Source organism: Agromyces kandeliae (assembly GCF_009674665.1).
Taxonomy (GTDB): Bacteria; Actinomycetota; Actinomycetes; order Actinomycetales; family Microbacteriaceae; genus Agromyces; species Agromyces kandeliae.
Map to the genome: position 1 here is coordinate 266892 of NZ_WKJD01000019.1, position 21342 is coordinate 288233.

Annotated in this window: 21 protein-coding genes, 2 tRNA genes and 1 riboswitch; of the genes, 7 read left to right on the forward strand and 16 right to left on the reverse strand. The window is 72.4% G+C overall.

Annotation, left to right across the window (positions count from 1 at the left end; translation table 11 throughout):
- Positions 1-73 precede the first annotated feature (73 nt).
- Positions 74-598, reverse strand: a complete 525-nt coding sequence (gene msrA / locus GJR97_RS15175; protein ID WP_154347593.1) for a peptide-methionine (S)-S-oxide reductase MsrA — start codon at positions 596-598, stop codon at positions 74-76.
- Between the two features lie 20 nt (positions 599-618).
- Here msrA and GJR97_RS15180 point away from each other — a divergent pair, with 20 nt between their 5' ends.
- Both GJR97_RS15180 and GJR97_RS15185 read left to right on the forward strand, forming a co-directional pair.
- On the forward strand, positions 619-1626 hold the full coding sequence (locus tag GJR97_RS15180; protein ID WP_154347594.1) for an aldo/keto reductase: 1008 nt from the start codon (positions 619-621) through the stop codon (positions 1624-1626).
- 102 nt (positions 1627-1728) lie between these two features.
- A complete protein-coding gene (locus GJR97_RS15185; RefSeq protein ID WP_154347595.1) occupies positions 1729-2412 on the forward strand; it encodes a cation:proton antiporter in 684 nt (227 codons plus the stop codon).
- A gap of 45 nt (positions 2413-2457) precedes the next feature.
- Here the strand turns inward: GJR97_RS15185 and nadE are convergent, their stop codons facing one another.
- Positions 2458-3282 (reverse strand): ammonia-dependent NAD(+) synthetase, encoded by an 825-nt coding sequence (nadE, locus tag GJR97_RS15190; RefSeq protein ID WP_154347596.1) that lies wholly within the window; start codon positions 3280-3282, stop codon positions 2458-2460.
- A 128-nt stretch (positions 3283-3410) separates the two neighbouring features.
- On the opposite strand from nadE, the gene GJR97_RS15195 reads away from it, so the two are divergent.
- Entirely contained in the window at positions 3411-4592 is a 1182-nt protein-coding gene (locus GJR97_RS15195) for a cation:proton antiporter (protein ID WP_324613596.1), read from the forward strand.
- On the opposite strand, the gene GJR97_RS15200 is transcribed toward GJR97_RS15195, so the two are convergent.
- A tRNA-Arg gene (locus GJR97_RS15200) sits at positions 4554-4626 on the reverse strand. The two genes, GJR97_RS15195 and GJR97_RS15200, sit on opposite strands and share 39 nt — an antisense overlap.
- Positions 4627-4757: 131 nt before the next feature.
- Between GJR97_RS15200 and orn the strand changes: the two genes are divergently transcribed.
- The 4 genes from orn (at position 4758) to GJR97_RS15220 (ending at position 7162) form a co-directional block, all read left to right on the forward strand.
- The gene (gene orn / locus GJR97_RS15205) at positions 4758-5399 is read left to right on the forward strand and encodes an oligoribonuclease (RefSeq protein ID WP_154347597.1); all 642 of its coding nucleotides are present in this window, start codon (positions 4758-4760) and stop codon (positions 5397-5399) included.
- 39 nt (positions 5400-5438) lie between these two features.
- Positions 5439-5514, forward strand: a tRNA-His gene (locus GJR97_RS15210).
- Positions 5515-5538: 24 nt separating this feature from the next.
- The gene (locus tag GJR97_RS15215) at positions 5539-5886 is read left to right on the forward strand and encodes a metallopeptidase family protein (RefSeq protein ID WP_324613569.1); all 348 of its coding nucleotides are present in this window, start codon (positions 5539-5541) and stop codon (positions 5884-5886) included.
- Between the two features lie 25 nt (positions 5887-5911).
- On the forward strand, positions 5912-7162 hold the full coding sequence (locus GJR97_RS15220; RefSeq protein ID WP_154347598.1) for a D-alanyl-D-alanine carboxypeptidase family protein: 1251 nt from the start codon (positions 5912-5914) through the stop codon (positions 7160-7162).
- 1 nt (position 7163) lies between these two features.
- On the opposite strand, the gene GJR97_RS15225 is transcribed toward GJR97_RS15220, so the two are convergent.
- From GJR97_RS15225 to ligA, 13 genes are all read right to left on the reverse strand, one after another.
- On the reverse strand, positions 7164-7409 hold the full coding sequence (locus tag GJR97_RS15225; protein ID WP_154347599.1) for a hypothetical protein: 246 nt from the start codon (positions 7407-7409) through the stop codon (positions 7164-7166).
- Positions 7410-7457: 48 nt separating this feature from the next.
- Positions 7458-8021 carry an AAA family ATPase gene (locus GJR97_RS15230; RefSeq protein WP_154347600.1) on the reverse strand — a complete coding sequence of 188 codons (564 nt, stop codon included), beginning with the start codon at positions 8019-8021 and terminating at the stop codon, positions 7458-7460.
- Positions 8018-8815, reverse strand: coding sequence for an energy-coupling factor transporter transmembrane component T family protein (locus GJR97_RS15235; RefSeq protein ID WP_154347601.1), 798 nt, complete (start codon positions 8813-8815; stop codon positions 8018-8020). Before GJR97_RS15235 ends, GJR97_RS15230 begins: the two co-directional genes overlap by 4 nt.
- The gene (locus GJR97_RS15240) at positions 8812-10323 is read right to left on the reverse strand and encodes an ABC transporter ATP-binding protein (RefSeq protein ID WP_324613570.1); all 1512 of its coding nucleotides are present in this window, start codon (positions 10321-10323) and stop codon (positions 8812-8814) included. The genes GJR97_RS15235 and GJR97_RS15240 overlap by 4 nt, the downstream gene beginning before the upstream one ends.
- Positions 10324-10327: 4 nt before the next feature.
- Positions 10328-10981, reverse strand: a complete 654-nt coding sequence (locus GJR97_RS15245; RefSeq protein WP_324613571.1) for an ECF transporter S component — start codon at positions 10979-10981, stop codon at positions 10328-10330.
- Positions 10982-11017: 36 nt separating this feature from the next.
- A riboswitch (TPP riboswitch) is annotated at positions 11018-11128 on the reverse strand.
- Between the two features lie 77 nt (positions 11129-11205).
- On the reverse strand, positions 11206-11538 hold the full coding sequence (locus tag GJR97_RS15250) for a hypothetical protein (RefSeq protein WP_154347602.1): 333 nt from the start codon (positions 11536-11538) through the stop codon (positions 11206-11208).
- Between the two features lie 127 nt (positions 11539-11665).
- A complete protein-coding gene (locus GJR97_RS15255; RefSeq protein ID WP_324613572.1) occupies positions 11666-12949 on the reverse strand; it encodes a DNA polymerase IV in 1284 nt (427 codons plus the stop codon).
- A gap of 34 nt (positions 12950-12983) precedes the next feature.
- Entirely contained in the window at positions 12984-13640 is a 657-nt protein-coding gene (locus GJR97_RS15260) for a hypothetical protein (RefSeq protein ID WP_154347603.1), read from the reverse strand.
- Positions 13641-13758: 118 nt separating this feature from the next.
- Positions 13759-15276, reverse strand: a complete 1518-nt coding sequence (gene gatB, locus GJR97_RS15265) for an Asp-tRNA(Asn)/Glu-tRNA(Gln) amidotransferase subunit GatB (protein ID WP_154347604.1) — start codon at positions 15274-15276, stop codon at positions 13759-13761.
- Complete coding sequence (gene gatA / locus GJR97_RS15270; RefSeq protein WP_324613573.1) at positions 15276-16805, reverse strand: Asp-tRNA(Asn)/Glu-tRNA(Gln) amidotransferase subunit GatA; 1530 nt, start codon at positions 16803-16805, stop codon at positions 15276-15278. Before gatA ends, gatB begins: the two co-directional genes overlap by 1 nt.
- Positions 16802-17101 carry an Asp-tRNA(Asn)/Glu-tRNA(Gln) amidotransferase subunit GatC gene (gene gatC, locus GJR97_RS15275; RefSeq protein ID WP_154347605.1) on the reverse strand — a complete coding sequence of 100 codons (300 nt, stop codon included), beginning with the start codon at positions 17099-17101 and terminating at the stop codon, positions 16802-16804. Before gatC ends, gatA begins: the two co-directional genes overlap by 4 nt.
- A 36-nt stretch (positions 17102-17137) precedes the next feature.
- The gene (locus GJR97_RS15280) at positions 17138-18910 is read right to left on the reverse strand and encodes an alkaline phosphatase family protein (RefSeq protein ID WP_154347606.1); all 1773 of its coding nucleotides are present in this window, start codon (positions 18908-18910) and stop codon (positions 17138-17140) included.
- Positions 18911-18923: 13 nt separating this feature from the next.
- Positions 18924-21257 (reverse strand): NAD-dependent DNA ligase LigA, encoded by a 2334-nt coding sequence (gene ligA / locus GJR97_RS15285; protein WP_324613574.1) that lies wholly within the window; start codon positions 21255-21257, stop codon positions 18924-18926.
- Positions 21258-21342: the final 85 nt, after the last annotated feature.

The window sequence follows — 21342 nt, forward strand, 5'->3', positions numbered from 1 at the left end:
CGGCAACGCGGCATTCGGGGAGCGCCGTGGCCCCGTGGACGGCGCGGACGCGGACGAAGCTGGTGAGGAGGGGTCAGGCGACGACGTAGTCGGCGTACGACCGCCGGATCTTGTTCACCTTCGGCAGGGCCACCGCCAGGCAGTACCCCTGGCCGGGATTCTTCGCGAAGAAGTCCTGGTGGTACTCCTCGGCCGGGAAGAAGTCGCCGAGCGGTTCGATCGTCGTGACGACCTCGCCCGGCCACCAGCCTGCGGCCCGCGTGCGCGCCGCCTCGAAGAGCTCGCGCTGCTCGTCGCCGGTGGAGAACATCGCGGACCGGTACTGCGTGCCGACGTCCGCGCCCTGGCGGTTCAGCTGCGTCGGGTCGTGCAACGTGAAGAAGACGTCGAGCACGACCTCGCGCGGGAGCACCTCGGGGTCGAACTCGACGCGCACCGCCTCGGCGTGCCCGGTCGCGCCCGTGCAGACCAGCTCGTACGACGGGTTCGGCGTCGCGCCGCCCGTGTAGCCCGACACGACGTCGTGCACGCCGCGGAGCGTGCGGTAGACGGCATCCAGGCACCAGAAGCACCCGCCGGCGAGAACGAAGCTTTCCATCACGGCCATAGGCTACCGGCATGACCTTCGTCGCCTCCCCCGACCGTTACGACCAGATGACCTACAACCGGATCGGGCGGAGCGGCCTGAAGCTGCCCGCGCTCTCCCTCGGGCTCTGGCACAACTTCGGGCACGATCGTCCGCTCGACACCCAGCGCGCCATCGTCCGCCGCGCGTTCGACCTCGGCATCACCCACTTCGACCTCGCGAACAACTACGGGCCGCCGGCCGGAAGCGCCGAGGAGAACTTCGGCCGCCTGCTCGCGACCGACCTGAAGCCGTACCGCGACGAGCTGATCGTGTCGTCCAAGGCGGGGTACCACATGTGGGAGGGCCCGTACGGAGAGTGGGGCTCGCGGAAGAACCTGCTCGCCTCGCTCGACCAGAGCCTCACGCGCCTGGGGCTCGAGTACGTCGACGTGTTCTACTCGCACCGCCCCGACCCCGAGACGCCGGTCGAGGAGACGATGGGCGCGCTGGCGCACGCGGTCCGCCAGGGCAAGGCGCTCTACGCCGGCATCTCGAACTACTCGCCCGAGCAGACGATCGCCGCCGCGGCGGCGCTCGCCGCCGAGGGCGTGCCGCTGACGATCCACCAGCCTCGCTACTCGATGTTCGACCGGCACATCGAGGAGGGGCTCTTCCCCGCCCTCGACGAGGTCGGGGCGTCGGCCATCGTGTTCTCCCCGCTCGCCCAGGGGCTCCTCACCGACCGCTACCTCTCCGGCGAGGTGCCCGCGGGTTCCCGCGCGGCGACGAGCCACTTCCTGCCCGCCGAGCGCATCAGCGAGGAGTACCTCGAGCGTGCGCGCGCCCTGAACGCGATCGCGGCCGACCGCGGGCAGTCGCTCGCGCAGCTCGCGCTCTCGTGGGTGCTCCGAGTGCCGCAGGTCGCGAGCGCGCTGATCGGCGCCTCGAGCGTCGCCCAGCTCGAGCAGAACGTCGCCGCGCTCGACGCGGCCCCGCTCGCCGACGACGAGATCGCCGCGATCGAACCGCACGCGGCCGACGGCACCGCCCTCGGCTGAGGGGATGCCGCATTCCGCGTGCGTCGCACGACGCCTCGGCGGTCGGAAGGCACGCCGGGCCGGCTGCGTCGCGCCGCCGCCGCGCGGCGCTAGCCTGCGCTCATGCAGTGGTGGAATGACTTCGTCGCCTGGATCCTCTCGGACGAGAACCGTCCCGTGCTGTTCACGGCGGGCGTCGTGTTCATCTCGGTGCTCGTCTCCGGACTGCTCTCGGCGTGGATCGCCAGGTCCGCCGTGCGCGGCCTCATCCGGCAGCGCGACCGCGAGCTGCGCCACGCCGCGATCGCGACGCTCATCGACGCCGCGACCGAGGCGTCGGTCTGGAACTCCCTGACGCCGCAGGAGCAGGTCCTCGCCGATCGGGCCGTCGGCCAGGCCGACATCCAGGTGCGCCTGCTGCCGCTGCGCGGAGCGGACGTCGCCGCCGACTGGGCGGCCCACCAGCTGCACGAGCTGAAGCGCGCGTCGGCGACCTTCGGCTACCAGCTCGACCCCGCGGTCGCCGAGTTCCGCGAGCGCATGCTCGAGTGGCAGCGGCATCCGTCGCGCACCCGACGCGACTTCCGCAACGACCTCGAGCGGTGGCGCGCACAGCGCGACGAGCCCGTGCAGGAGCTCGCCGCCGAGCAGGACACGTGGGTCGCGGAGCAGCACCACGAGCGCTACGCGCAGTCGCCCCTCGTCGAGGATGCGGCGACGCAGCCGGTCACGACCTCGCCCGAGGCTCCGACCGACGAGGTCGCCGACGCGGATACGGACCGCCGCGCCGTCGCCAAGCGGGACTGACGGCTCCCCGCCGGGGCGCGGGCCCGCCCGCCACTGAGCGGACCGTCAGCCTCGCCACCACGCGTCGAACATGGTGACGGGCTCCGCCCGCTTGTGCCGGGTCTGCAGGAAGCGGGCCTCGATCTTCTCGGCGATCAGGTCGTCGATCTCGCGCCCCTCGAGGAAGTCGTCGATGTCGCGATACGTCAAGCCGAGGTTGGCCTCGTCGGCCTGGCCCGGGTCGTGGTCGAGGAGGTCTGCCGTCGGGGCCTTCAGGTACAGGCGCTCGGGGGCGCCGAGGTGCTCCAGGATCGACCGCCCCTGACGCTTGGTCAGGCCGGACAGCGGCAGCAGGTCGGCACCGCCGTCGCCGAACTTGGTGAAGAAGCCGGTGACCGCCTCGGCCGCGTGGTCGGTGCCCACGACGAGCAGCCCGCCCTCACCCGCGAGCGCGTACTGCGCGACCATCCGCATGCGCGCCTTGACGTTGCCCTTGCCGAAGTCGCTGACCGGCCCGCCGACGGCGGCCTCGAACTCGGCGGCGAGTCCGTCGACACCGCGCTTGACGTTGAACTCGACGGTCTCGGTCGGGCGGATGAAGCCGAGGGCGATCTCGGCGTCGGCCGCGTCGCGCTGCACGCCGTACGGCAGCCGGACGGCGATGAACCGGGCGAGTCGGCCCTCGGCCTCGAGCTCCTCGACCGCGAGCTGGCAGAGCCGGCCCGCGAGCGTGGAGTCCTGGCCTCCGCTGATGCCGAGGACGAGGCCGTTCGCGCCGGAGGCGACGAGGTAGGCCTTCAGGAAATCCACGCGCCGGCGGACCTGGTCGTCCGGCTCGATGGTGGCCTCGACGTGCAGTTCTTCGATGATCCGTGCCTGGAGGTCGCGCATGCCACGACGATACGACACGCGTGTGACGAGCGGATGACGCATCCGCCCCTCCTCGGCCGCGACCATGCCGTCGGATAGCATTCCCCCGACGAAGGGGGGGCCGCGTGCACGTCGACGTACCCACGCTGGTGCTCATCCCGGCGATCGCGGCGATCGCGCCGCTCGCCACGAGGGCGTTCGGGAAGTGGATCGCGATCCCCGTCGTCATCTTCGAACTGGTGCTCGGCATCGCGCTCGGGCCGTCGGTGCTCGGCTGGGTCCGGCCCGACCCGTTCATCGAGCTCCTCTCCGACTTCGGCCTCGCGATGCTGTTCTTCCTCGCCGGCCAGGAGATCGACTTCGAGGCGATCCGGGGGCGGCCGCTCGTCCGTGCGAGCCTCGGCTGGCTGATCTCGGTGCCGCTCGGCCTCGCCGCTGGGTGGTTGATCGATCCCGACGCCGGTGCCGTGTTCATCGGCATCGCCCTGACCTCGACCGCGCTCGGCGCCCTGCTGCCGATCCTCCGGGACGCGGGCATGCTCCGGACGCCGTTCGGCGTCTCGGTGTTCGCGATCGGCGCCGCGGGCGAGTTCCTGCCGCTGATCGCGATCTCGATCTTCCTGTCCGGCCGGTCGCCGCTGCACGCCGCCGTCGTGCTGCTCGCCTTCGCGGGGATCACGGGCGTCGTGATCTGGCGCGCCTCGCGGGGTGACGGGCGCCCGCTTCACGCCGCGATCGGCGCGACCCTGCACACCAGCGGACAGTTCGCGATCCGCCTTGTGATCGTGGTGCTGCTCGCGCTCGTCGGGCTCTCCATCGTGCTGGACATCGACATGCTGCTCGGCGCCTTCGCCGCGGGCGTGATCGCCCGGCTCCTGCTGCAGGGGGCGCCCGAGCAGGACCGCCGCACCATCGAGGTGAAGCTCGACGGCATCGGCTTCGGCGTCTTCGTGCCGATCTTCTTCATCTACACGGGCGTCACGTTCGACCTCGAGGCGCTCGTGGAGGACGCGCGCACGTTCATCCTGCTGCCGGTGTTCACCGTGCTGCTGCTCGTCGTGCGCGGCCTGCCGTCGGCCCTGCTCGCGCCCCCCGGCGCGCACCTGGGCGAGCGGATCGCGACCGGACTGTTCGGGGCCACCGCCCTGCCGATCATCGTCGCCGTGACCACGATCGGCGTGGAGGCCGGCGACATGGACTCGGGCACGGCCTCGGCGCTCGTCGGCGCGGGCCTGCTCTCGCTCCTGCTCTACCCGCTCATCGCCATCGCGATCACCCGGAGCGGGACTCGGCGCCCTCGGCAGGAATCGAACCTGCGACCAAGAGATTAGAAGGCTCCTGCTCTATCCGCTGAGCTACGAGGGCCGATCGCCACCACGATACCCCAGGGTGCCGGACGCACCTCGGGCGCACCCCTTGCTCACCCCGGGCGCACCTCGGGCCCGCCCCGAGGTCGCGGGCGCGGTCGTGTCGGCCCGCGCGGCTAGACTCACCGCATGGCATCCTCGAGCGACCGACTGGTCTGGATCGACTGCGAGATGACCGGGCTCGACCTCGAGGTCGACGAGCTGGTCGAGATCGCGGTCGTGATCACCGACTACGACCTCCGACCGGTCGACGAGGGCCTCGACATCGTCATCAAGCCCGACGCGAGCGCGCTCGAATCGATGGGCGACTTCGTGCGGGCCATGCACACGCAGTCCGGGCTCATCGAGGAGATCCCGAACGGCGTGTCCGTCGCCGATGCCGAGTACCAGGTGCTGGAGTACGTGCTGAAGCACGTCCCCGAGGAGCAGCGCGCACCCCTTGCAGGCAACTCGATCGGCACCGACCGCGCGTTCATCAGCCGGTTCATGCCGCGCCTGGACGCGCACCTGCACTATCGCAACGTCGACGTCTCGTCGATCAAGGAGCTCGCCAAGCGCTGGTATCCCCGCGCCTACTTCAACGCGCCCGCCAAGGACGGCGGGCACCGTGCGCTCGCCGACATCCTCGAGTCCATCCGCGAGCTGCAGTACTACCGGCGTGCGGTCTTCGTCGCCGACCCCGGGCCGACCAGCCAGGAGCTGCAGGCCATCTCCGCCGAGGTGGCCGCCGACGGGGCCACCGTGTCCACGAGCGCCCCGAACGTGGTGTAATCTCGTAGGGTTGCCGCTGGTGCGAACGAGCGGAACATGGTGGGTATAGCTCAGTCGGTAGAGCGCCTGGTTGTGGTCCAGGAGGTCGCGGGTTCAAGCCCCGTTACTCACCCCAATCGCCTCCAGATCGGAGCCATTCGTGGAACTCGACGCCGAGGCCTTCGAGCGCCTCGTCGTCGATGAACTCGATGAACTGCCCGACGACATGGTCGAGGGCCTCGAGAACGTCGTGTTCGTCGTCGAGGATCGCCCGGAGGACGGCTCGCTCGACCTCCTGGGCCTCTACGAGGGCGTCTCGCTGACCGAGCGCGACCGCTACGGCTTCGGCGAGATGCCGGACCGCATCGTGCTCTATCGCGAGCCGCTGCTCGCGATCGCCGACACCGAGGACGACCTGCGCGAAGAGATCCACGTCACGCTCGTCCACGAGATCGCGCATTTCTACGGCATCGACGACGACCGGCTGCACGAGCTCGGCTGGGCGTGACCGAAGCCGCGCTAGCCTGATTCGCATGAGCCCCTCCCCCGGACGCGTCGTCGGCATCGCCGTCGGCGCGCTCGCGATCCTCGGCATCGGCGTGTACGGCCCGGCGATGCTCCTGGGTCCGCTCCCCGACGTCCAGGTCCGCGTCGACACGGCGCAGGCGGCCGCGCCGGCGACCAGCTCGGTCGCGCTCCCCGCAGAGGACGCCACGGCCGTCGCGTTCATCGAGGACGACGGGACTGCGGCGCTCGTCGCGGCCTCCGCAGACGACGAGGCGTCGCCCATCGGCGGTGCCGCGAAGCTCGTCACCGCGCTCGTCGTGCTCGACACCCTCCCCCTGGCTGCCGACGACGACGGCCCCTCGATCCGCATCGGGCCCGAGGACTACACCGACTACCTCCGCTACTCCGGGGAGGGGTCGCGAGCCGTGCAGGTCTCACCGGGCGACTCGTGGACCGAGCGCGACGTCGTCCGCGCCGTCCTGCTCGCCTCGAGTAACAACCATTCCGACACGCTCGCCAGGTGGGCCTTCGGCAGCATCGACGCCTACGTCACGACGGCCAACGAATGGCTGGCCGAGCAGGGGTTCACCTCGACGAAGGTCGTCGACACCACCGGGCTCTCGGGCGACAACGTCGGCACCGCGACGGAGCTCACCCGGCTCGCAGGGCTCGCGCTCGCGGATCCGACGCTCGGCGCGATGCTCCGGGACGACGGTGGCGCGCCGACGGCGAGCGACGATCGACGCATCCCCGATGCGATCGCCCACCTCGACGACGACGGCATCCGCGCCATCAGCCGGAGCTTCACGGACCAGGCGGCGATCACGTTCGTGTGGACGGCCGACCTGCGCTCAGGAGACGAGCGCCGGACGATGGTCGGCGCGATGACGGGGGTCGACGACTACGAGACGCTCGACCCGGCGGTGCTCGCCGCCGTCGAGGGCATGCAGGCGGCATCCGAGCCGATCGAGGTCATCACCGCCGGTGCGAGCTACGGCGAGGTCACGTCGGCGTGGGGCGACCGGGCGCGGCTGATCGCGACGGCAGGGCGAACGGATGCCGCGTTCGGCGCCGTGGCGGAGGACGCGACCGTCGACGTCGTGCCCTTCACGACCTCACCCGTCGGGAGCCAGGTCGGCACGGTCACCGTCGCGATCGGCGAACGCGAGGTGAGCTCGGCGCTCGAGCTCGACCGTGCGATCACCGACCCCGGTCCGATCTGGCGCCTCACCCACCCCGGTGAGCTGATCGAGGCGTTCCTCGACGGGAACGCCTGAGTCAGTCGTTCTCCTCGTCGGACTCGACCGGGTCGGAGTCCGTCGCGTCGAAGCGGAAGCGGACGCGCAACTGCCCGCCGACGTCCTTCTGCTCGACGGCGTCGTACCAGAACAGGGACTCGAGACCGTCGACGGCGGCGACCATGCCGACCCGCTTCTCCGGCTCGCCGCGGACGAGGGCCCGCTGCTCGAAGTCGCCCTCGAGCGGACCGTCGATGAACTCCGCCACATACGTCGCATCACCCATGTGCCGAGCGTAGTCCCGGCCGGGTCCGCGGGACAGCATCCGCGCTGATCAGGCGGCGAGTCGGACGCGGATCGCCGGCCGCCGAGCGGCGCCCGACTGGCGCCGGTAGCGCCGCCAGTCCGACTCCCATGCGGTCCAGAAGTCGTCGAACGCGCCCTGATCTCGCTCGAGCGCTCGATCGCGGCGCGTCTCGTACGGCGCGTCGAGCCAGACGCGGACGGCGTCCGTCGCGTCGACGCCCGCGAGGAACGCGCCGCACCCCTCGAGCACGAGCGGCCGCCCGGGCGGCACGCGCTCGACGGCTCCGCGCCGATCCGCGTGCCAGTCCCAGCGGTCCAGTGCGCCGACGAGGCCCGCGCCGTGCGGGCGCACGAGCCGGGGACCGAGGGCGTCCGCACCGCGGCGGAGGCCGCGCCATCCCGGGATCGCCTCGTCGACGCGGACGAGGGACGGCGGCCGTCCCGGCCAGGCAGCGACCAACGAGGCCGCGAACGTGCTCTTCCCGGCTCCGCTGGGCCCGTCGACGAGCACGAGCGGATGCCGCCGGGCCCGCGCGGCACGGAGCACCGCATCGAGCGCCGGACGCAGCGTGAGCGCGCGCTCCGCGTTCACGCCCACACCGGGTGGTACGTTCCCGCCCAGACGGCCCCGACGATCGCGGCCGCGGCGACCGCGGCCGCGATCAGGACGAGCAGCGCATCCGGCACGCCGACCGTGGACGGACGTGCCCACGTCCTCGGCGTGTCGGCGCCGAAGCCGCGGGCCTCCATCGCGGTCGCGAGCTTCGAACCGCGTCGGATCGCGAGCACGAGCAGGGCGAATGCCATGGTCGCCGCGCGGCGCACCGCACCGTGATCGCCGATCCCGCGCGCCCTGCGGGCGAGCGCCATGGCGCGCCAGTCCTCCACGAAGAGCCCGACGAGCCGAGTCGCCGCGAGGGCTCCGAGCACGAAGCGAGCGGGCAGGCGCCACACCTGGGCGAGGCCGTCGGCGAGGTCGGTGGGGTCGACCCGGAGGAACAGCAGCGCCGCGGGCAGGCCGATGGCGAGGACGCGCAGGGTCACCGCGATCGCGAGCTGGATCGAGCCGTCCGTGACCCGTGCGAGCCAGAACTCGCCGTACACCGTGCCCGACGGGCGGCCGTAGAGCAGCATGCTGATGCCGGCGAGCGGCGCCGCGATGAGGATCGGCCAGGTGCGCCGCACGAGCAGGCCGGGCGTCACGCCCGCGAGGGCGAAGAGCACGAGCTGGATCGCGAGCGCGATCGCAGCGCTCACCCAGTCCACCGTGACGAGCAGCGGTGTCGTCAGCACCATCGCCGCGGCGAGCCGCGAGGCCGGGTTGACCCGATCGACGAAGCGCAGGGTCGGGGCGGGCGTCGCGTCGGCGACGTCGATCGCGCTCATGCGCGCCCCCGTCCGGTGGCGGTCCGGGAGTCGGCGGAGGTGTGCGCATCGAGCCGGATGCGGTGCGCGCCGAGCGATGCGATGAACGCCGCATCGTGCGTCACCGAGAGCAGCGTGGTGCCCTCGCCGACGAGCTCGTGCAGCAGTCGGACGAGTTCGATCCATCCGAGCCGGTCCTGGCCGAACGTCGGCTCGTCGAGGATCACCGCACTCGGTCGGGTCGCGAGCACCGCCCCGACGGTGAGGCGTCGCGCCTCGCCGCCCGAGAGCGTGAAGGGGTTGGCGCCCGCGAGGTGGTCGAGGCGGAGCCGGTGGAGCACCTCGTCCACGCGGGCGTCGACCTCACCGGGGGCGAGCCCGAGGGCGCGGGGCGCGACGGCGACCTCGTCGCGCACCGTCGTCGCGACGAACTGGTGCTCGGGCTCCTGGAAGACCGTGCCGATACGGGTGAGGAGGTCGCGGGAGCGCCAGCGGACCGGCGCGCCGCCGATCCCACGGGCGAGCGGCGCCGCGGCCACGACGCGTCCCGCGCGCGGTGCGAGCAACCCGCCGAGCGTGAGCGCGAGGGTGGACTTCCCTGCACCGTTGGGTCCCGTCAGCACGCTGGAGGACGCCTCGGGAACCGCGAGGTCGAGTCCCGCGTGCAGCACGGCGCCGCGGGGGCGACCGATCGCGAGCGCCTCGGTGGAGATCGCGGGTCCCGCGCCGGGAGCCGCGGCATCCGTCGCGTCGGGCACGTCGAGCGGCACGCCCGGCACCCACACGCCGGCCGCCGCGAGCGACTCGCGACGCTCGTCGAGCACGACCGAGGGCGGACCGTCGGCGAGCAGTCGACCGTCGGCGCCGAGCACCACGACCCGGTCGACGAGGTCGAGCCAGACGTCGACCCGGTGCTCGACGACCACGAGCGTCGCCCCGGTCCGATCGAGCACCCGTGCGACCGCCGCGCGCACCTCGGCGACGCCGCGAGGATCGAGGTTCGCGGTGGGCTCGTCGAGGAGCAGCAGGCCCGGACGCATCGCGATCGCCCCGGCGAGGGCCATCCGCTGCTTCTGGCCGCCCGACAGTCGCGACGTCGGATGCGACAGCGGCAGGTCGAGGCCGACCGCGTCGACCGCGTCGCGCACGCGCTGCCAGATCTCCTCGCGCGGGATGCCGAGGTTCTCGCAGCCGAAGGCCACGTCGTCGCCGACCCGCGCGAGGATCACCTGGGAGTCGGGGTCCTGCAGCACGAGGCCCGCCCGACCGCGCGCGTCCGCGGGCTGACGGCCGTCGAGGAGCAGCCGACCGTGGTGCTCGCCCTCGTCGTCCCCGCCGAGGACGCCCGCAAGCGCGTGCAGCAGGGTCGACTTGCCCGATCCGGACGGTCCGAGCAGCAGCACCCGCTCCCCCGCGTGGATGCGGAGGTCGAGGCCCTGCACCGCCGCGCGACGGCGGCCGGCATGCCGCCAGCCCCACCCGGTGGCGTCCACGCGGGCGGGACCGGCGGCTCGCGGTGTGCGGTCCACGGGGTCAGACCCGTCCGGCGACGTCCCGTCCGGCACCGAACCGGCTGAGCGCGCCGGTCGCTGCGAGCGCGCGCACCACGATCCAGCCGAGCAGGCCCGCGAGGACCGCCCCGGAGACCACGACGGTGCCGAAGTAGAGCGCGAGGAACTCGGCCGACTTCTGCAGGTTGCCGGAGAGGAACAGCTCGAGGACCCATGCCGCGGCACCCGCAGCGGCACCGGCGAGCATCGCGGTGACGACGCCGAACCGGCGGTAGCCGGTCGCGAGGAAGACCAGCTCGGCGCCGAGTCCCTGTGCGAGGCCGGAGTAGATCGTCTCGATGCCCCACTGGTTGCCGACGAGCGCCGACACGATCGCGGCGAGCAACTCGACGTAGAGCGCCGCGCCGGGCTTGCGGATGATGAGCCCGCCCAGCACGCCGCCGATGAGCCAGATGCCGACGGCGATGCCTCCGAGGCCCGGCGTGAGCGCGTCGGCGGCGCTGAACCACGCGTAGCCGACGTTGTTCCAGAAGAGGAAGACCAGCCCCGTCGCGACGCCGATCACGCTCGCGACGACGATGTCGACGACCCTCCAGCGGGTGCTGCGGGATCCCGCGGTCTCGCGCGCGCCGTTCGTGCCGGCCGTGGGGGTGTGGTCGGTGGATGTCTCGTGCACTGTCGTGCCCTTTCGTCTCGAGGAAAGCGGCACGGGATATGAGATTGATGCCCTCCCTGCGCTGGCATGACCCAGATCAGGTTCGACGGTCGAAGGTTGGAGAACCTTCCTCTCAGCCCGGCTCACCGGACTCCCGTGTTCGAGCACGAGTATACGCGCGCCGGAGACCGCCGGCGTCGTCGGTGACGCCGGGCGACCTCCGAGCGGATGCCGCGCTGCGCGGCCTACTTCTTCAGGGCGCGGATCACCATCCGAAGCGCCTTGCCGGTCACCACGACGAGCGGGATCGTCACGATGAGCAGGCCCAGCACGTTCGGCTCGAAGCGGACGTCGCCGCCCCGGCCGACGTACGCGCCGAGCGGGACCGACCAGCCGCCGCCACCGCCGCCCGAGCCCTCGTTCTGCTCGTCGTCGGTGCCGGATCCGCCGCCGAAGCCGTAGGCACCGAGCGCGACCGGCACCACCTCGGCACCGCCGATCTCGACCTTGTCGGCGTAGGAGGTGCGGACGCCGACACCGGCGACCTTGTCTGCGAGCTCGAGCACGAAATCAGCCATGCGGCCACGCTACCGGCGCGGCGCGGCGGTCGGAAGGGCGTTGACGGATGCCGCGGCCCGTGGGCCGCGCGATCGTGGCACCCGCACCGCACCCGAACTCGCGCCCCGCCGGGGTGCCGCCGCGGGCTCACCAGAACGATCGCGGCCCCGGCGGCGGTTCCTCGTCTGCGGCGTCGCGTACGGTCGGTGCCGCCGACTCGGCCGCCGGCCGGACGAGCGCGGCCGGCCGCACGGCGCCCCGGCCGAACCGGCGCACGACCTCGTCGATCGTCCGCTCGGCGTCACGCCATTCCTCGTCCGGGTCCCACAGGGGTGCGCCGTCGCCGGCGGGCCGGAGGTGCTCGGCCCGCACGCCGATGAGTCGGACGCGACGGCCGTCGCCCACGAGGTCGCCGAGCGGCACGAGCGCCTCCTCGTAGATCCGACGCGCGACGTCGGTCGGCTCCGCGAGCGTGCGCGACCGCGTGACCGTCGTGAAGTCGCCGTAGCGGAGCTTCAGCGTGACGGTGCGCGCCAGCATGCCGGCGCGGCGCAGCCGGACGCCGACGTCCGTCGCCAGCCGCAGCAGCTCGCGCGCGATCTCGTCGTACGCCACGAGGTCGTGGTGGAAGGTCGTCTCGTGCCCGATGCTCTTCTCGACCCGCCTGGTCTCGACGTCGCGTGGGTCGATGCCCTGGGCGAGCCGCGACAGCCGCGCGGCGAGGGCGGGGCCGACCGCGCGGGTGAGCGCCTCCTCCGGCATTTCGGCCACGTCGCCGACCGTGCGGAGTCCGAGCTTCAGGAGCGACTCCTCGGTGACCCGCCCGACGCCCCACAGCGCGGAGACGGGCAGCGGGTGCAGGAACGCGGTCGTCTCGGACGCGGGGACGACCAGCATGCCGTCGGGCTTGGCACGCGACGACGCGACCTTCGCGACGTACTTGCTGGCTGCGACGCCGACCGAGCAGGTGAGGCCGGTCTCGTCACGGACGCGTCGCCGGATCGTCCAGGCGATCTCGGCGGGGCTGCCGTGCAGCCGCCGCGCGCCGGACACGTCGAGGAAGGCCTCGTCGATCGACAGCGGCTCGACCAGCGGCGTGAGTTCGCGGAAGATCGTCATCACGCGCTCGGAGTACTCGGTGTACCGCCGGTAGTCGCCGCGCAGCACGATCGCGTTCGGACATCGCTGCAACGCGACCGACATCGGCATCGCCGAGTTGACGCCGAACCGCCTGGCCTCGTAGCTCGCGGCCGCGACGACCCCGCGGCCCGCGGTGCCGCCCACGAGCACGGGCCTGCCGCGCAAGTCGGGCCGGCGCAGGAGCTCGACGGACACGAAGAACGCGTCCATGTCGACGTGCAGGATCGGCGTCGCGGAGTCATCGACCGGCCCGGTCGTGACCTGCCTCGACGAGCCGTCCTGCTTGCTCACGCAGCGACCCTAGCGCCCGCCGCCGACACCCTCGTCAGAACCCGAAGTCGCCGAAGTCGCCGCCGAAGTCCCCGCCGCCGCCGAAGTCGCCGAGGCCGCCCCAGTCGCCGCCGGTGTCGCCCCCTCCGGCGGCGTCGACCGACCCCGCATCGGCGCCGGCGTCCGTGCCCGCTTCAGCTCCGCCGTCCGTCGCCCCGGCGTCGAACGCCGTCGGGTCGGGCAGGAACGACTGCGCGATCGCCGAGCCGATCACGACACCTGCGATCGTGCCGAGCATCGAGCCGCCCACCATCGAACCGAACGACGGCGCCGCCCCGCGTGCTCCCGGTGCGGCACCGGTGGCGCCCGGCGCGCCCGCGAAGGCGCGCTCCATCGAGCCCGGCTGCCGCAGCTCCTGTCGCGTGGCCGCCCGTGCGAGCGCGCCGGGTTCGTCGGAGACGAGCCGCTCCCCCGCCGGCGCCTGCTCGGCGAGCGACCGGTACACCTGCTGTCGCTGCTCGGGCGTGAGCTTCGCGAAGGCCTCGGCGTGCACCGCCTCGATCGACTCGGGCGGCGCCGTCCGCAGCAGGTAGCGGTACCGCTCGATCGCGAGCTCGTCCTCGCTGAGCCGGCGCGCCTGCGGCACGGGCGGGGCGGGACGGGCGGCGCGGTCGTCGCCGCTGCCGCCGAAGAGTCGGTCCAGGAATCCCATGGTGTCCTCGCAAGTGGTTCGGGGGCTTCAGGCTACTGACGCCCGCCATGAGCGGGCTGGGAGACGACGGATGCCGCGGCGCGATCACGCGCGCCGCGGCATCCCTCGATCGGTCGACCTAGCTGTCGGCGGCCGCCCGCTCGAGCACGAGCTCGCGCACGCGCGCCGCGTCGGCCTTGCCCTGCATGGCCTTCATGACCGCGCCGATGACGGCGCCCGCGGCCTGGACCTTGCCGTCGCGGATCTTCGCGAGCACGTCGGGCTGCGCGGCGAGCGCCTCGTCGATCGCGGAGATGAGCGCGCCGTCGTCGGAGACGACCGCGAGCCCGCGGGCGTCGACGATCTCGCGCGGGGAACCCTCACCGGCGACGACGCCCTCGAGCACCTGGCGGGCGAGGCGGTCGGTGAGGATGCCCTCGTCGACGAGCGCCGCGAGCTCGGCGACGTGCGCCGGCTCGGCGAGGCCCGCGGGGTCCGCACCCTGCGCGTTCGCGATGCGGGTGAGCTCGCCGGTCCACCACTTGCGCGCGGCGGCCGGGCTCGCGCCGGCATCGACGGTCGCGGCGACCTCGTTCAGGAGCCCGCCGTTCGCGACGTCCTGGAACTCGAGGTCGGTGAAGCCCCACTCGGCCTTCAGCCGACGACGGCGAGCCGCCGGAGGCTCGGGCAGCGCGGCGCGCAGCTCCTCGATGACGGCCGGGTCGGGCTCGACCGGCAGCAGGTCGGGCTCGGGGAAGTACCGGTAGTCGTCGGCGTCGGACTTCGGGCGACCCGGGCTCGTGGTCCCGGTGTCCTCGTGCCAGTGGCGCGTCTCCTGCGTGATCGTGCCGCCGTCGGCGAGGATCGCCGCCTGGCGCTGGATCTCGTAGCGGACCGCGCGCTCGACCGAGCGCATCGAGTTGACGTTCTTCGTCTCGGTGCGCGTGCCGAACTTCTCCTGGCCCTTCGGGCGGAGGGAGACGTTCGCGTCGCACCGGAGGTTGCCGCGCTCCATGCGCGCCTCCGAGATGCCGAGCGAGAGCACGATGTCGCGGATCGTCGCGACGTACGCGCGGGCGAGCGCCGGAGCATCCGCCCCCGCCCCCACGATCGGCTTCGTCACGATCTCGACGAGCGGGACGCCCGCGCGGTTGTAGTCGACGAGCGAGTACTCGGCGCCATGGATGCGACCCGTCGAGCCGACGTGGGTGAGCTTGCCGGCGTCCTCCTCCATGTGCGCGCGCTCGATCGCGACCTCGAACGTGCGACCGTTCTCGAGCTCGACCTCGACCGAGCCCTCGAAGGCGATCGGCTCGTCGTACTGGGAGATCTGGTAGTTCTTGCCGAGGTCGGGGTAGAAGTAGTTCTTCCGTGCGAACCGGCTCGACGGCGCGATCCCGCAGCCCAGCGCGAGCCCGAGCGAGATCGAGTACCGCACCGCCGTGGCGTTCACGGCCGGGAGCGAGCCCGGCAGGCCCATGTCGACCGGCGCGACGAGCGTGTTCGGCTCGGCGCCGTGGAACTCGTCGTTGGCCGGGTTCGGCGCCGACGAGAACATCTTCGTCCTGGTGTTGAGTTCGACGTGCACCTCGAGGCCGATCACCGGCTCGAAGCGTTCGAGTGCCTCGTCGAAGTCCATCAGTGCCGCGCGCGCCATCAGACCACGCCCTCCTCGGTCGCCATGAGTTCGTGGGTGGACAGGTCGGGCGCCTGCGAGAGCAGCGGGCCGCCCCAGCGGTCGACGAGGATGGCCTCGAGGGCGCCGCCGACGTTGTAGAGGCGGGCGTCCTCGCGGGCCGGCGCCAGGAACTGGATGCCGACCGGCAGGCCGTCCTCCGGCGCGAGGCCGGTGGGCACCGAGATGCCGGGCACGCCGGCGAGGTTCGCGGGGATCGTGGCGACGTCGTTGAGGTACATCGACAGCGGGTCGTCGAGCTTCTCGCCGAGCTTGAAGGCCGTGGTCGGCGCCGTGGGCGTGGCGAGCACGTCGACCTGCGCGAAGGCGGCGTCGAAGTCCTGCTGCACGAGCGTGCGGACCTTCTGGGCGCTGCCGTAGTAGGCGTCGTAGTAGCCGGCCGACAGGGCGTAGGTGCCGAGGATGATGCGGCGCTTGACCTCGGGGCCGAAGCCCGCCTCGCGAGTGGCCGCCATGACCTCCTCGACCGTGCCGCCGCCCTCGGGGACGACGCGGAGGCCGAAGCGCACCGAGTCGAACTTCGCGAGGTTGGAGGACGCCTCGGCGGGCAGGATCAGGTAGTACGCGGCGATCGCGTACTCGAAGTTCGGCGCGCTCACCTCGACGATCTCCGCGCCGTTGGCGGCGAGCAGCTCGAGCGACTCGTGGAAGCGCTGGCGGACACCGGCCTGGAAGCCGTCGGAGTCGAGCTCCTTCACGACGCCGATGCGCAGGCCCGAGACATCCGCCCGGCGAACCGCATCGGCCATCGACGGCCACGCGTCGGGGATCGAGGTCTGGTCGTGCGGGTCGTGCCCGGCGATGACGTCGTGCAGGAGCGCCGCGTCGAGCACGGTGCGGCTCACCGGGCCGACCTGGTCGAGCGAGGACGCGAGGGCGATCGAGCCGTAGCGGCTGACGCCGCCGTACGTGGGCTTCGTGCCGACGGTGCCCGTCACGTGCGCGGGCTGGCGGATCGAGCCGCCCGTGTCGCTGCCGAGCGCGAGCGGCGCCTCGAAGGCCGCGACCGCCGCGGCCGAGCCGCCGCCGGAACCGCCGGGGATGCGATCGAGGTCCCAGGGGTTGTGGGTGGGGCCGTACGCGGAGTGCTCGGTCGACGAGCCCATGGCGAACTCGTCCATGTTGGTCTTTCCGAGCGGCACCATGCCGGCCTCGCGGACCTTGCGCACCGGCGTCGCGTCGTAGGGCGGGATCCAACCCTCGAGGATGCGCGAGCCCGACGTCGACGGCATGCCCTTGGTGACCAGCACGTCCTTGACGGCGATCGGCACACCGGCGAGCGGGCCGAGCTCCTCGCCGGCCGCGCGACGGCGGTCGACGTCGGCGGCGGTCTCGAGGGCCTCGGCGTTGACGTGCAGGAACGCGTGCACCGCGCCGTCGACAGCCGCGATGCGGTCGAGATGGGCCTTGGTCGCCTCGACGGACGAGACCTCGCCGGAGGCGAGCTTCGCGGCGAGGTCGGCGGCGTTCAGCCGGATCAGGTCGCTCACTGCTCCTCCCCCAGGATCGCCGAGACCACGAAGCGCGTGCCGTCGTGCTCGGGCGCCCCCGAGAGCGCCTGCTCGACGCTCAGCACGTCGGTCGGCACGTCCTCCCGAAGCGGATTGTGCAGGGGGATCGGGTGGCTCGTGGGCACGACGTCGGGCGTGGCCACCTCGCTCACCTTCTCGACCGCCTGCATGATCTGGCCGAGCTCCGTCGTGAGGTGCTCGATCTCTTCCTCGGTGAGCGCGATGCGTGCGAGGTTCGCGAGATGCGCGACCTGCTCGGCGCTGATTTCAGACATGCTGCTCCGTCGTCCGGGAATGGGGATGCAGCGATTCTATCGAGGCGCGCCGAACAGTCCGACGCCGTACTTCTGGAGCAGCCCGTACGCCTCGCCGTACGTCGCCGGTTCGGATTCGCCGTCGCCGTACTTGGCGATGAGGAGGCCGAGCAGGCCCTTCGCGGGCGGGCTGAGCGGTGCGGTGCGGTGCGCATCTCCGGGGTGCAACGGCTGCGCCTCCGGGTTGGGCGGCGTGTACTGCGGCGTGGTCGCCGGCCAGGTGAGCGGATGCCTCGGCGCGTCGAGCGTGACGGCGTTGCGGATCGTCGGTGCGCCGTCGTCCCGGTCGGTGAGCGGGTCGAGGCCGTGGGCCGCGCACAGCGTGGCGACGACCGAGCCGTGGTGCATCGGGTCGTTGATGACGGTGCCCGCGGCGGTGTACGCGGAGATCGCGATCGCCGGCACACGGCATCCGAGCCGGTCGAACGTGAAGCCCATCTCCCCCGCGTCATCGCTCGCGTTCGGGGGCGTCGCCGCCGGAGGCGGAACGTGGTCGTACGTACCGCCGTGCTCGTCGAACGTCACGAGGAGCATCGTGTTCATCGCATTGGAGCCGGAGTCGGACGCGCTCGCCCGGATCGCGGAGTAGATCGCGTGGATGAGCGCCTCGCCCGCACGGACGTCCGAGACGGCGCCGTCCGTGACCTCGTCGCCGTCGACGTCGGATTCGCGGAGGCGACCCACCGGCGGATGGAAGTCGTTGTGATCGAAGATCATCCGCGGTTCGACGAAGCTGTACGGCGCGAGCGTGCCGTCGGCCACGTCGCCCCAGAACTGCGACATCGGCGCGAAGTGGGCGCTGCGCCAGTACTTCTCGAGCGCCGGGGCGTGGATGATGCCCGTCATCGACACCAACTGCAGGTCGTCGAAGTAGATCCGCCAGTCGAGGCCCGCGTCCTCGAGCCGGTTGAAGATCGTCGGGCTCGCGTCGGCGTCGAGCCACTTGCGGTAGCCGCCGTCGCCGCGGTTGGTGACGAACCCGTGCGAGGTCGAGGCGTGGAAGAACGATCGATTGCAGAACGTCTGCGACGGCACCGCGCAGTGCCAAGCGTCGTAGACGGCGAAGCCCTTCGCGAGCGTCGAGAGCACCGGCAGCATCTCGGGGGAGAACGAGCCCATGATCTGGCCGATGTCGCGCGCGCCGTCGCCGCGCCGATGCTCCACGTGGTTCGCGTAGTCCAGCAGGAAGCCGTCCATGCTCGGCGCGGCGCCGGCATCCGGCGCGTTGAAGGGGGCGCTCATGTCGTCGATCTCGGCGGTCGCGTTCGAGGCGGGCCGGATCGTGCCGAAGAGCTGCGTGTTGACGTGCGGGTACTCCTCGCCCGGGTCGGGGTCGGGGCGGCGCATGATCGCGTCGGTCTGGCCGTCGTACACGTGCGCGGCGATCCGCTCGCCGTCGGCCGTCGCGTTCGCGTAGTCGCCGAACGCGAGGCCGTCGAAGCGCATGCCGTCGGGGAGGTCGCCGCGATCGTAGAGCCAGCCGAGGAGGTTGTCGAACGAGCGGTTCTCGCCCATCACGACGACGAGGTGGTCGAATCCGGGCTTCGACCGGGTCGGCGGAGGAGGCGGCAGCGGGGCGATCCCGGCCGCACCCTCCTCGACCCCCGCGGAGTGCCCCGCTGCGGCGGCGATCGCGGCCGCTCCCCCGCCGGCGACGATCGCGCTCGCCCCGGCCACCCCGCCGTACCGGAGGAACTCGCGACGCGTGGTGCCCGGGGAGGGCTCGGGGCGCGCGGCCTCGGGCGACTCGTCGTGCTCCTCAGCCTGCATCTCCAGCCCCCTCTCACCCGACGAGCGCGTCGGGCCCCTCGGTCACCAGGATCGCGAACTGCGCCGCGTCGATCACCCGCACGCCCAGTTCCTCGGCCTTCGCGAGCTTCGAGCCGGCACCCGGGCCGGCCGCGACGAAGTCGGTCTTCTTCGACACGCTCGATGCCGCCTTGCCGCCGGCCGCGATGATCGCCTCCTGCGCGCCGTCGCGCGTGAAGCCCTCGAGGCTGCCCGTCGCGACGACGGTGAGGCCGGCGAGCACGCCGCCCGCCTCGGCGGCCCGCCCCGGGCCCGGGTGGCCGGGCGTCGTGAACTGCACCCCGGCCGCGGCCCACCGCTCGACGATGTCGCGGTGCCAGTCCACGCCGAACCACTCGACCAGCGAATCGGCGATGATCCCGCCGACGCCCTCGACCTCGGCGAGCTCCTCGCGGTTCGCGGCGCGGATCGCATCGAGCGAGCCGAAGTGGTCGGCCAGCGCCCGCGCCGCGACCGGCCCGACGTGCCGGATGTTGAGCGAGACGAGGATCCGCCAGAGCGGCTTCGTCTTCGCCTTCTCGAGCTCGGAGAGGAGCTTCGTGGCCGCCTCCGACGGCCGCAGCTCGCGATGGTCCTTCCGGATCCCGGCGGCCCGCCGCTCGGCGGCCGACATCTGCTCGGTGCCCGGAGGATACGTGATGCGAACCTTCTGGAAGGGTGCGCGCCGGACCTCCTCGCCGGTGACCGGGTCGGTCCTCGGCTCGCCGGTCTCGGCATCGCGGACGACGACCTCGATCGGGACGAGCTCGTCGACCGTGAGGTCGAAGAGCCCCGCCTCGGTGACGAGCGGCGGCGTGGACGGGACGAACGGCTGGGTGAGGGCGGCGGCGGTGACCTCGCCGAGCGCCTCGATGTCGAGCGCGCCGCGGGAGCCGATGTGCTCGACCCGGCCGCGGACCTGCGCCGGGCAGCTGCGCGCGTTCGGGCAGCGGAGGTCGATGTCGCCCTCCTTCGCCGGGCGCAGCGGCGTGCCGCACTCGGGACAGAGCTCCGGCATCCGCCATTCGCGCTCGGTGCCGTCGCGCAGCTCCTCGACCGCTCCGAGGATCTCGGGGATCACGTCGCCCGCCTTGCGCAGCACGACGGTGTCGCCGATCAGGACGCCCTTGGCCTTCACGACCTCCTGGTTGTGGAGCGTGGCCTGCTCGACCGTGCTGCCCTGCACCTTCACGGGCGCCATGACCGCGTACGGTGTGGCCCGACCCGTGCGACCGACGCCGACGCGGATGTCGAGCAGCTTCGTGTGCACCTCCTCGGGCGGGTACTTGTAGGCGATGGCCCATCGCGGGGCCCGGCTCGTCGCGCCGAGCTCGTCGTGCAGTGCGAGCTCGTCGATCTTCACGACGATGCCGTCGATCTCGTGCTCGACGTCGTGGCGGTGCTCGCCGCGGTCGGAGATGAAGGCGGAGACCTCGTCGATCGTGTCGAACACGCGCGAGTGCGGCGAGACGGGGAGCCCCCACCCGGACAGCAGGCCGTAGATCTCGGACTGGCTCGACACGGGCGGTCGCTCCCACGCGCCGATGCCGTGCAGGTAGAGGGCGAGGCGTCCGAGCCGGTCGCGCATGAGCTCGAGCTGCAGCGGGCCCTTGTTCTCGCGCCGCTGCCGAAGGCTGCCCGCGGCGGTGTTGCGGGCGTTCGCGAACTCGGGGAAGCGGGTCGGGATCGCCTCCTCCGCCCGCCCCTTGGCGCGCTGCTCGGCGGCGAACTCGGCCTGGAGTGCGTGCTGGCGCTCGTTGAGCGCGTCGAAGTCCTCGGAGCGGAGGAAGACCTCGCCCCGCACCTCGAAGAACGACGGGAATCCCTCGCCCTCGAGCCGACGCGGGATCGCGGGGATGAACTCGACGTTCTCGGTGATGTCCTCGCCGACGCGACCGTCGCCGCGCGTGGTCGCGGTCTCGAGCACGCCGTCGCGATAGGCGAGGCTGATTGCGAGCCCGTCGATCTTGAGCTCGGAGAGCCAGCGGACCGGGCGCCCGGCGGCGGCCTGCGCCTTCGTCGCCCAGTCGGCGAACTCGTCGAGGCTGAACACGTTGTCGAGGCTCAGCATGCGCTCGGCGTGCTCGTGCGACGGGAAGCCGACGGAGACGAGCGCCGCGCCGACCTGCTGCGTCGGGCTGTCCTGCCCGGCCAGTTCGGGGAACGCGCGCTCGAGGGCCTCGAGGCGATGGAAGTCGGCGTCGTACTCCGCGTCGCTGACGAGGCTCACGCCCTCGGAGTAGTACGTCGTCCGGTACCGCTCGATGCGCTCGCGGAGCGCCTCGGACTCGATGCGGGCGTCGTCGAACTCGGTGGGGATGTCGCTCACGCAGTCATCCTAGAAGCCACCGCCGACCTCGCCGGGAGGTCGGCGCGGCGCGCGACGGCCGGTGCCGTGCCCATCGCCCCGGAAC

Coding starts and splice junctions, on each gene's coding strand:
- msrA (WP_154347593.1), bottom strand. CDS start 598: ATGGAAAGCTTCGTTCTCGCCGGCGGGTGCTTCTGGTGCCTGGATGCC.
- GJR97_RS15180 (WP_154347594.1), top strand. CDS start 619: ATGACCTTCGTCGCCTCCCCCGACCGTTACGACCAGATGACCTACAAC.
- GJR97_RS15185 (WP_154347595.1), top strand. CDS start 1,729: ATGCAGTGGTGGAATGACTTCGTCGCCTGGATCCTCTCGGACGAGAAC.
- nadE (WP_154347596.1), bottom strand. CDS start 3,282: ATGCGCGACCTCCAGGCACGGATCATCGAAGAACTGCACGTCGAGGCC.
- orn (WP_154347597.1), top strand. CDS start 4,758: ATGGCATCCTCGAGCGACCGACTGGTCTGGATCGACTGCGAGATGACC.
- GJR97_RS15220 (WP_154347598.1), top strand. CDS start 5,912: ATGAGCCCCTCCCCCGGACGCGTCGTCGGCATCGCCGTCGGCGCGCTC.
- GJR97_RS15225 (WP_154347599.1), bottom strand. CDS start 7,409: ATGGGTGATGCGACGTATGTGGCGGAGTTCATCGACGGTCCGCTCGAG.
- GJR97_RS15235 (WP_154347601.1), bottom strand. CDS start 8,815: ATGAGCGCGATCGACGTCGCCGACGCGACGCCCGCCCCGACCCTGCGC.
- GJR97_RS15250 (WP_154347602.1), bottom strand. CDS start 11,538: ATGGCTGATTTCGTGCTCGAGCTCGCAGACAAGGTCGCCGGTGTCGGC.
- GJR97_RS15260 (WP_154347603.1), bottom strand. CDS start 13,640: ATGGGATTCCTGGACCGACTCTTCGGCGGCAGCGGCGACGACCGCGCC.
- gatB (WP_154347604.1), bottom strand. CDS start 15,276: ATGGCGCGCGCGGCACTGATGGACTTCGACGAGGCACTCGAACGCTTC.
- gatC (WP_154347605.1), bottom strand. CDS start 17,101: ATGTCTGAAATCAGCGCCGAGCAGGTCGCGCATCTCGCGAACCTCGCA.
- GJR97_RS15280 (WP_154347606.1), bottom strand. CDS start 18,910: ATGCAGGCTGAGGAGCACGACGAGTCGCCCGAGGCCGCGCGCCCCGAG.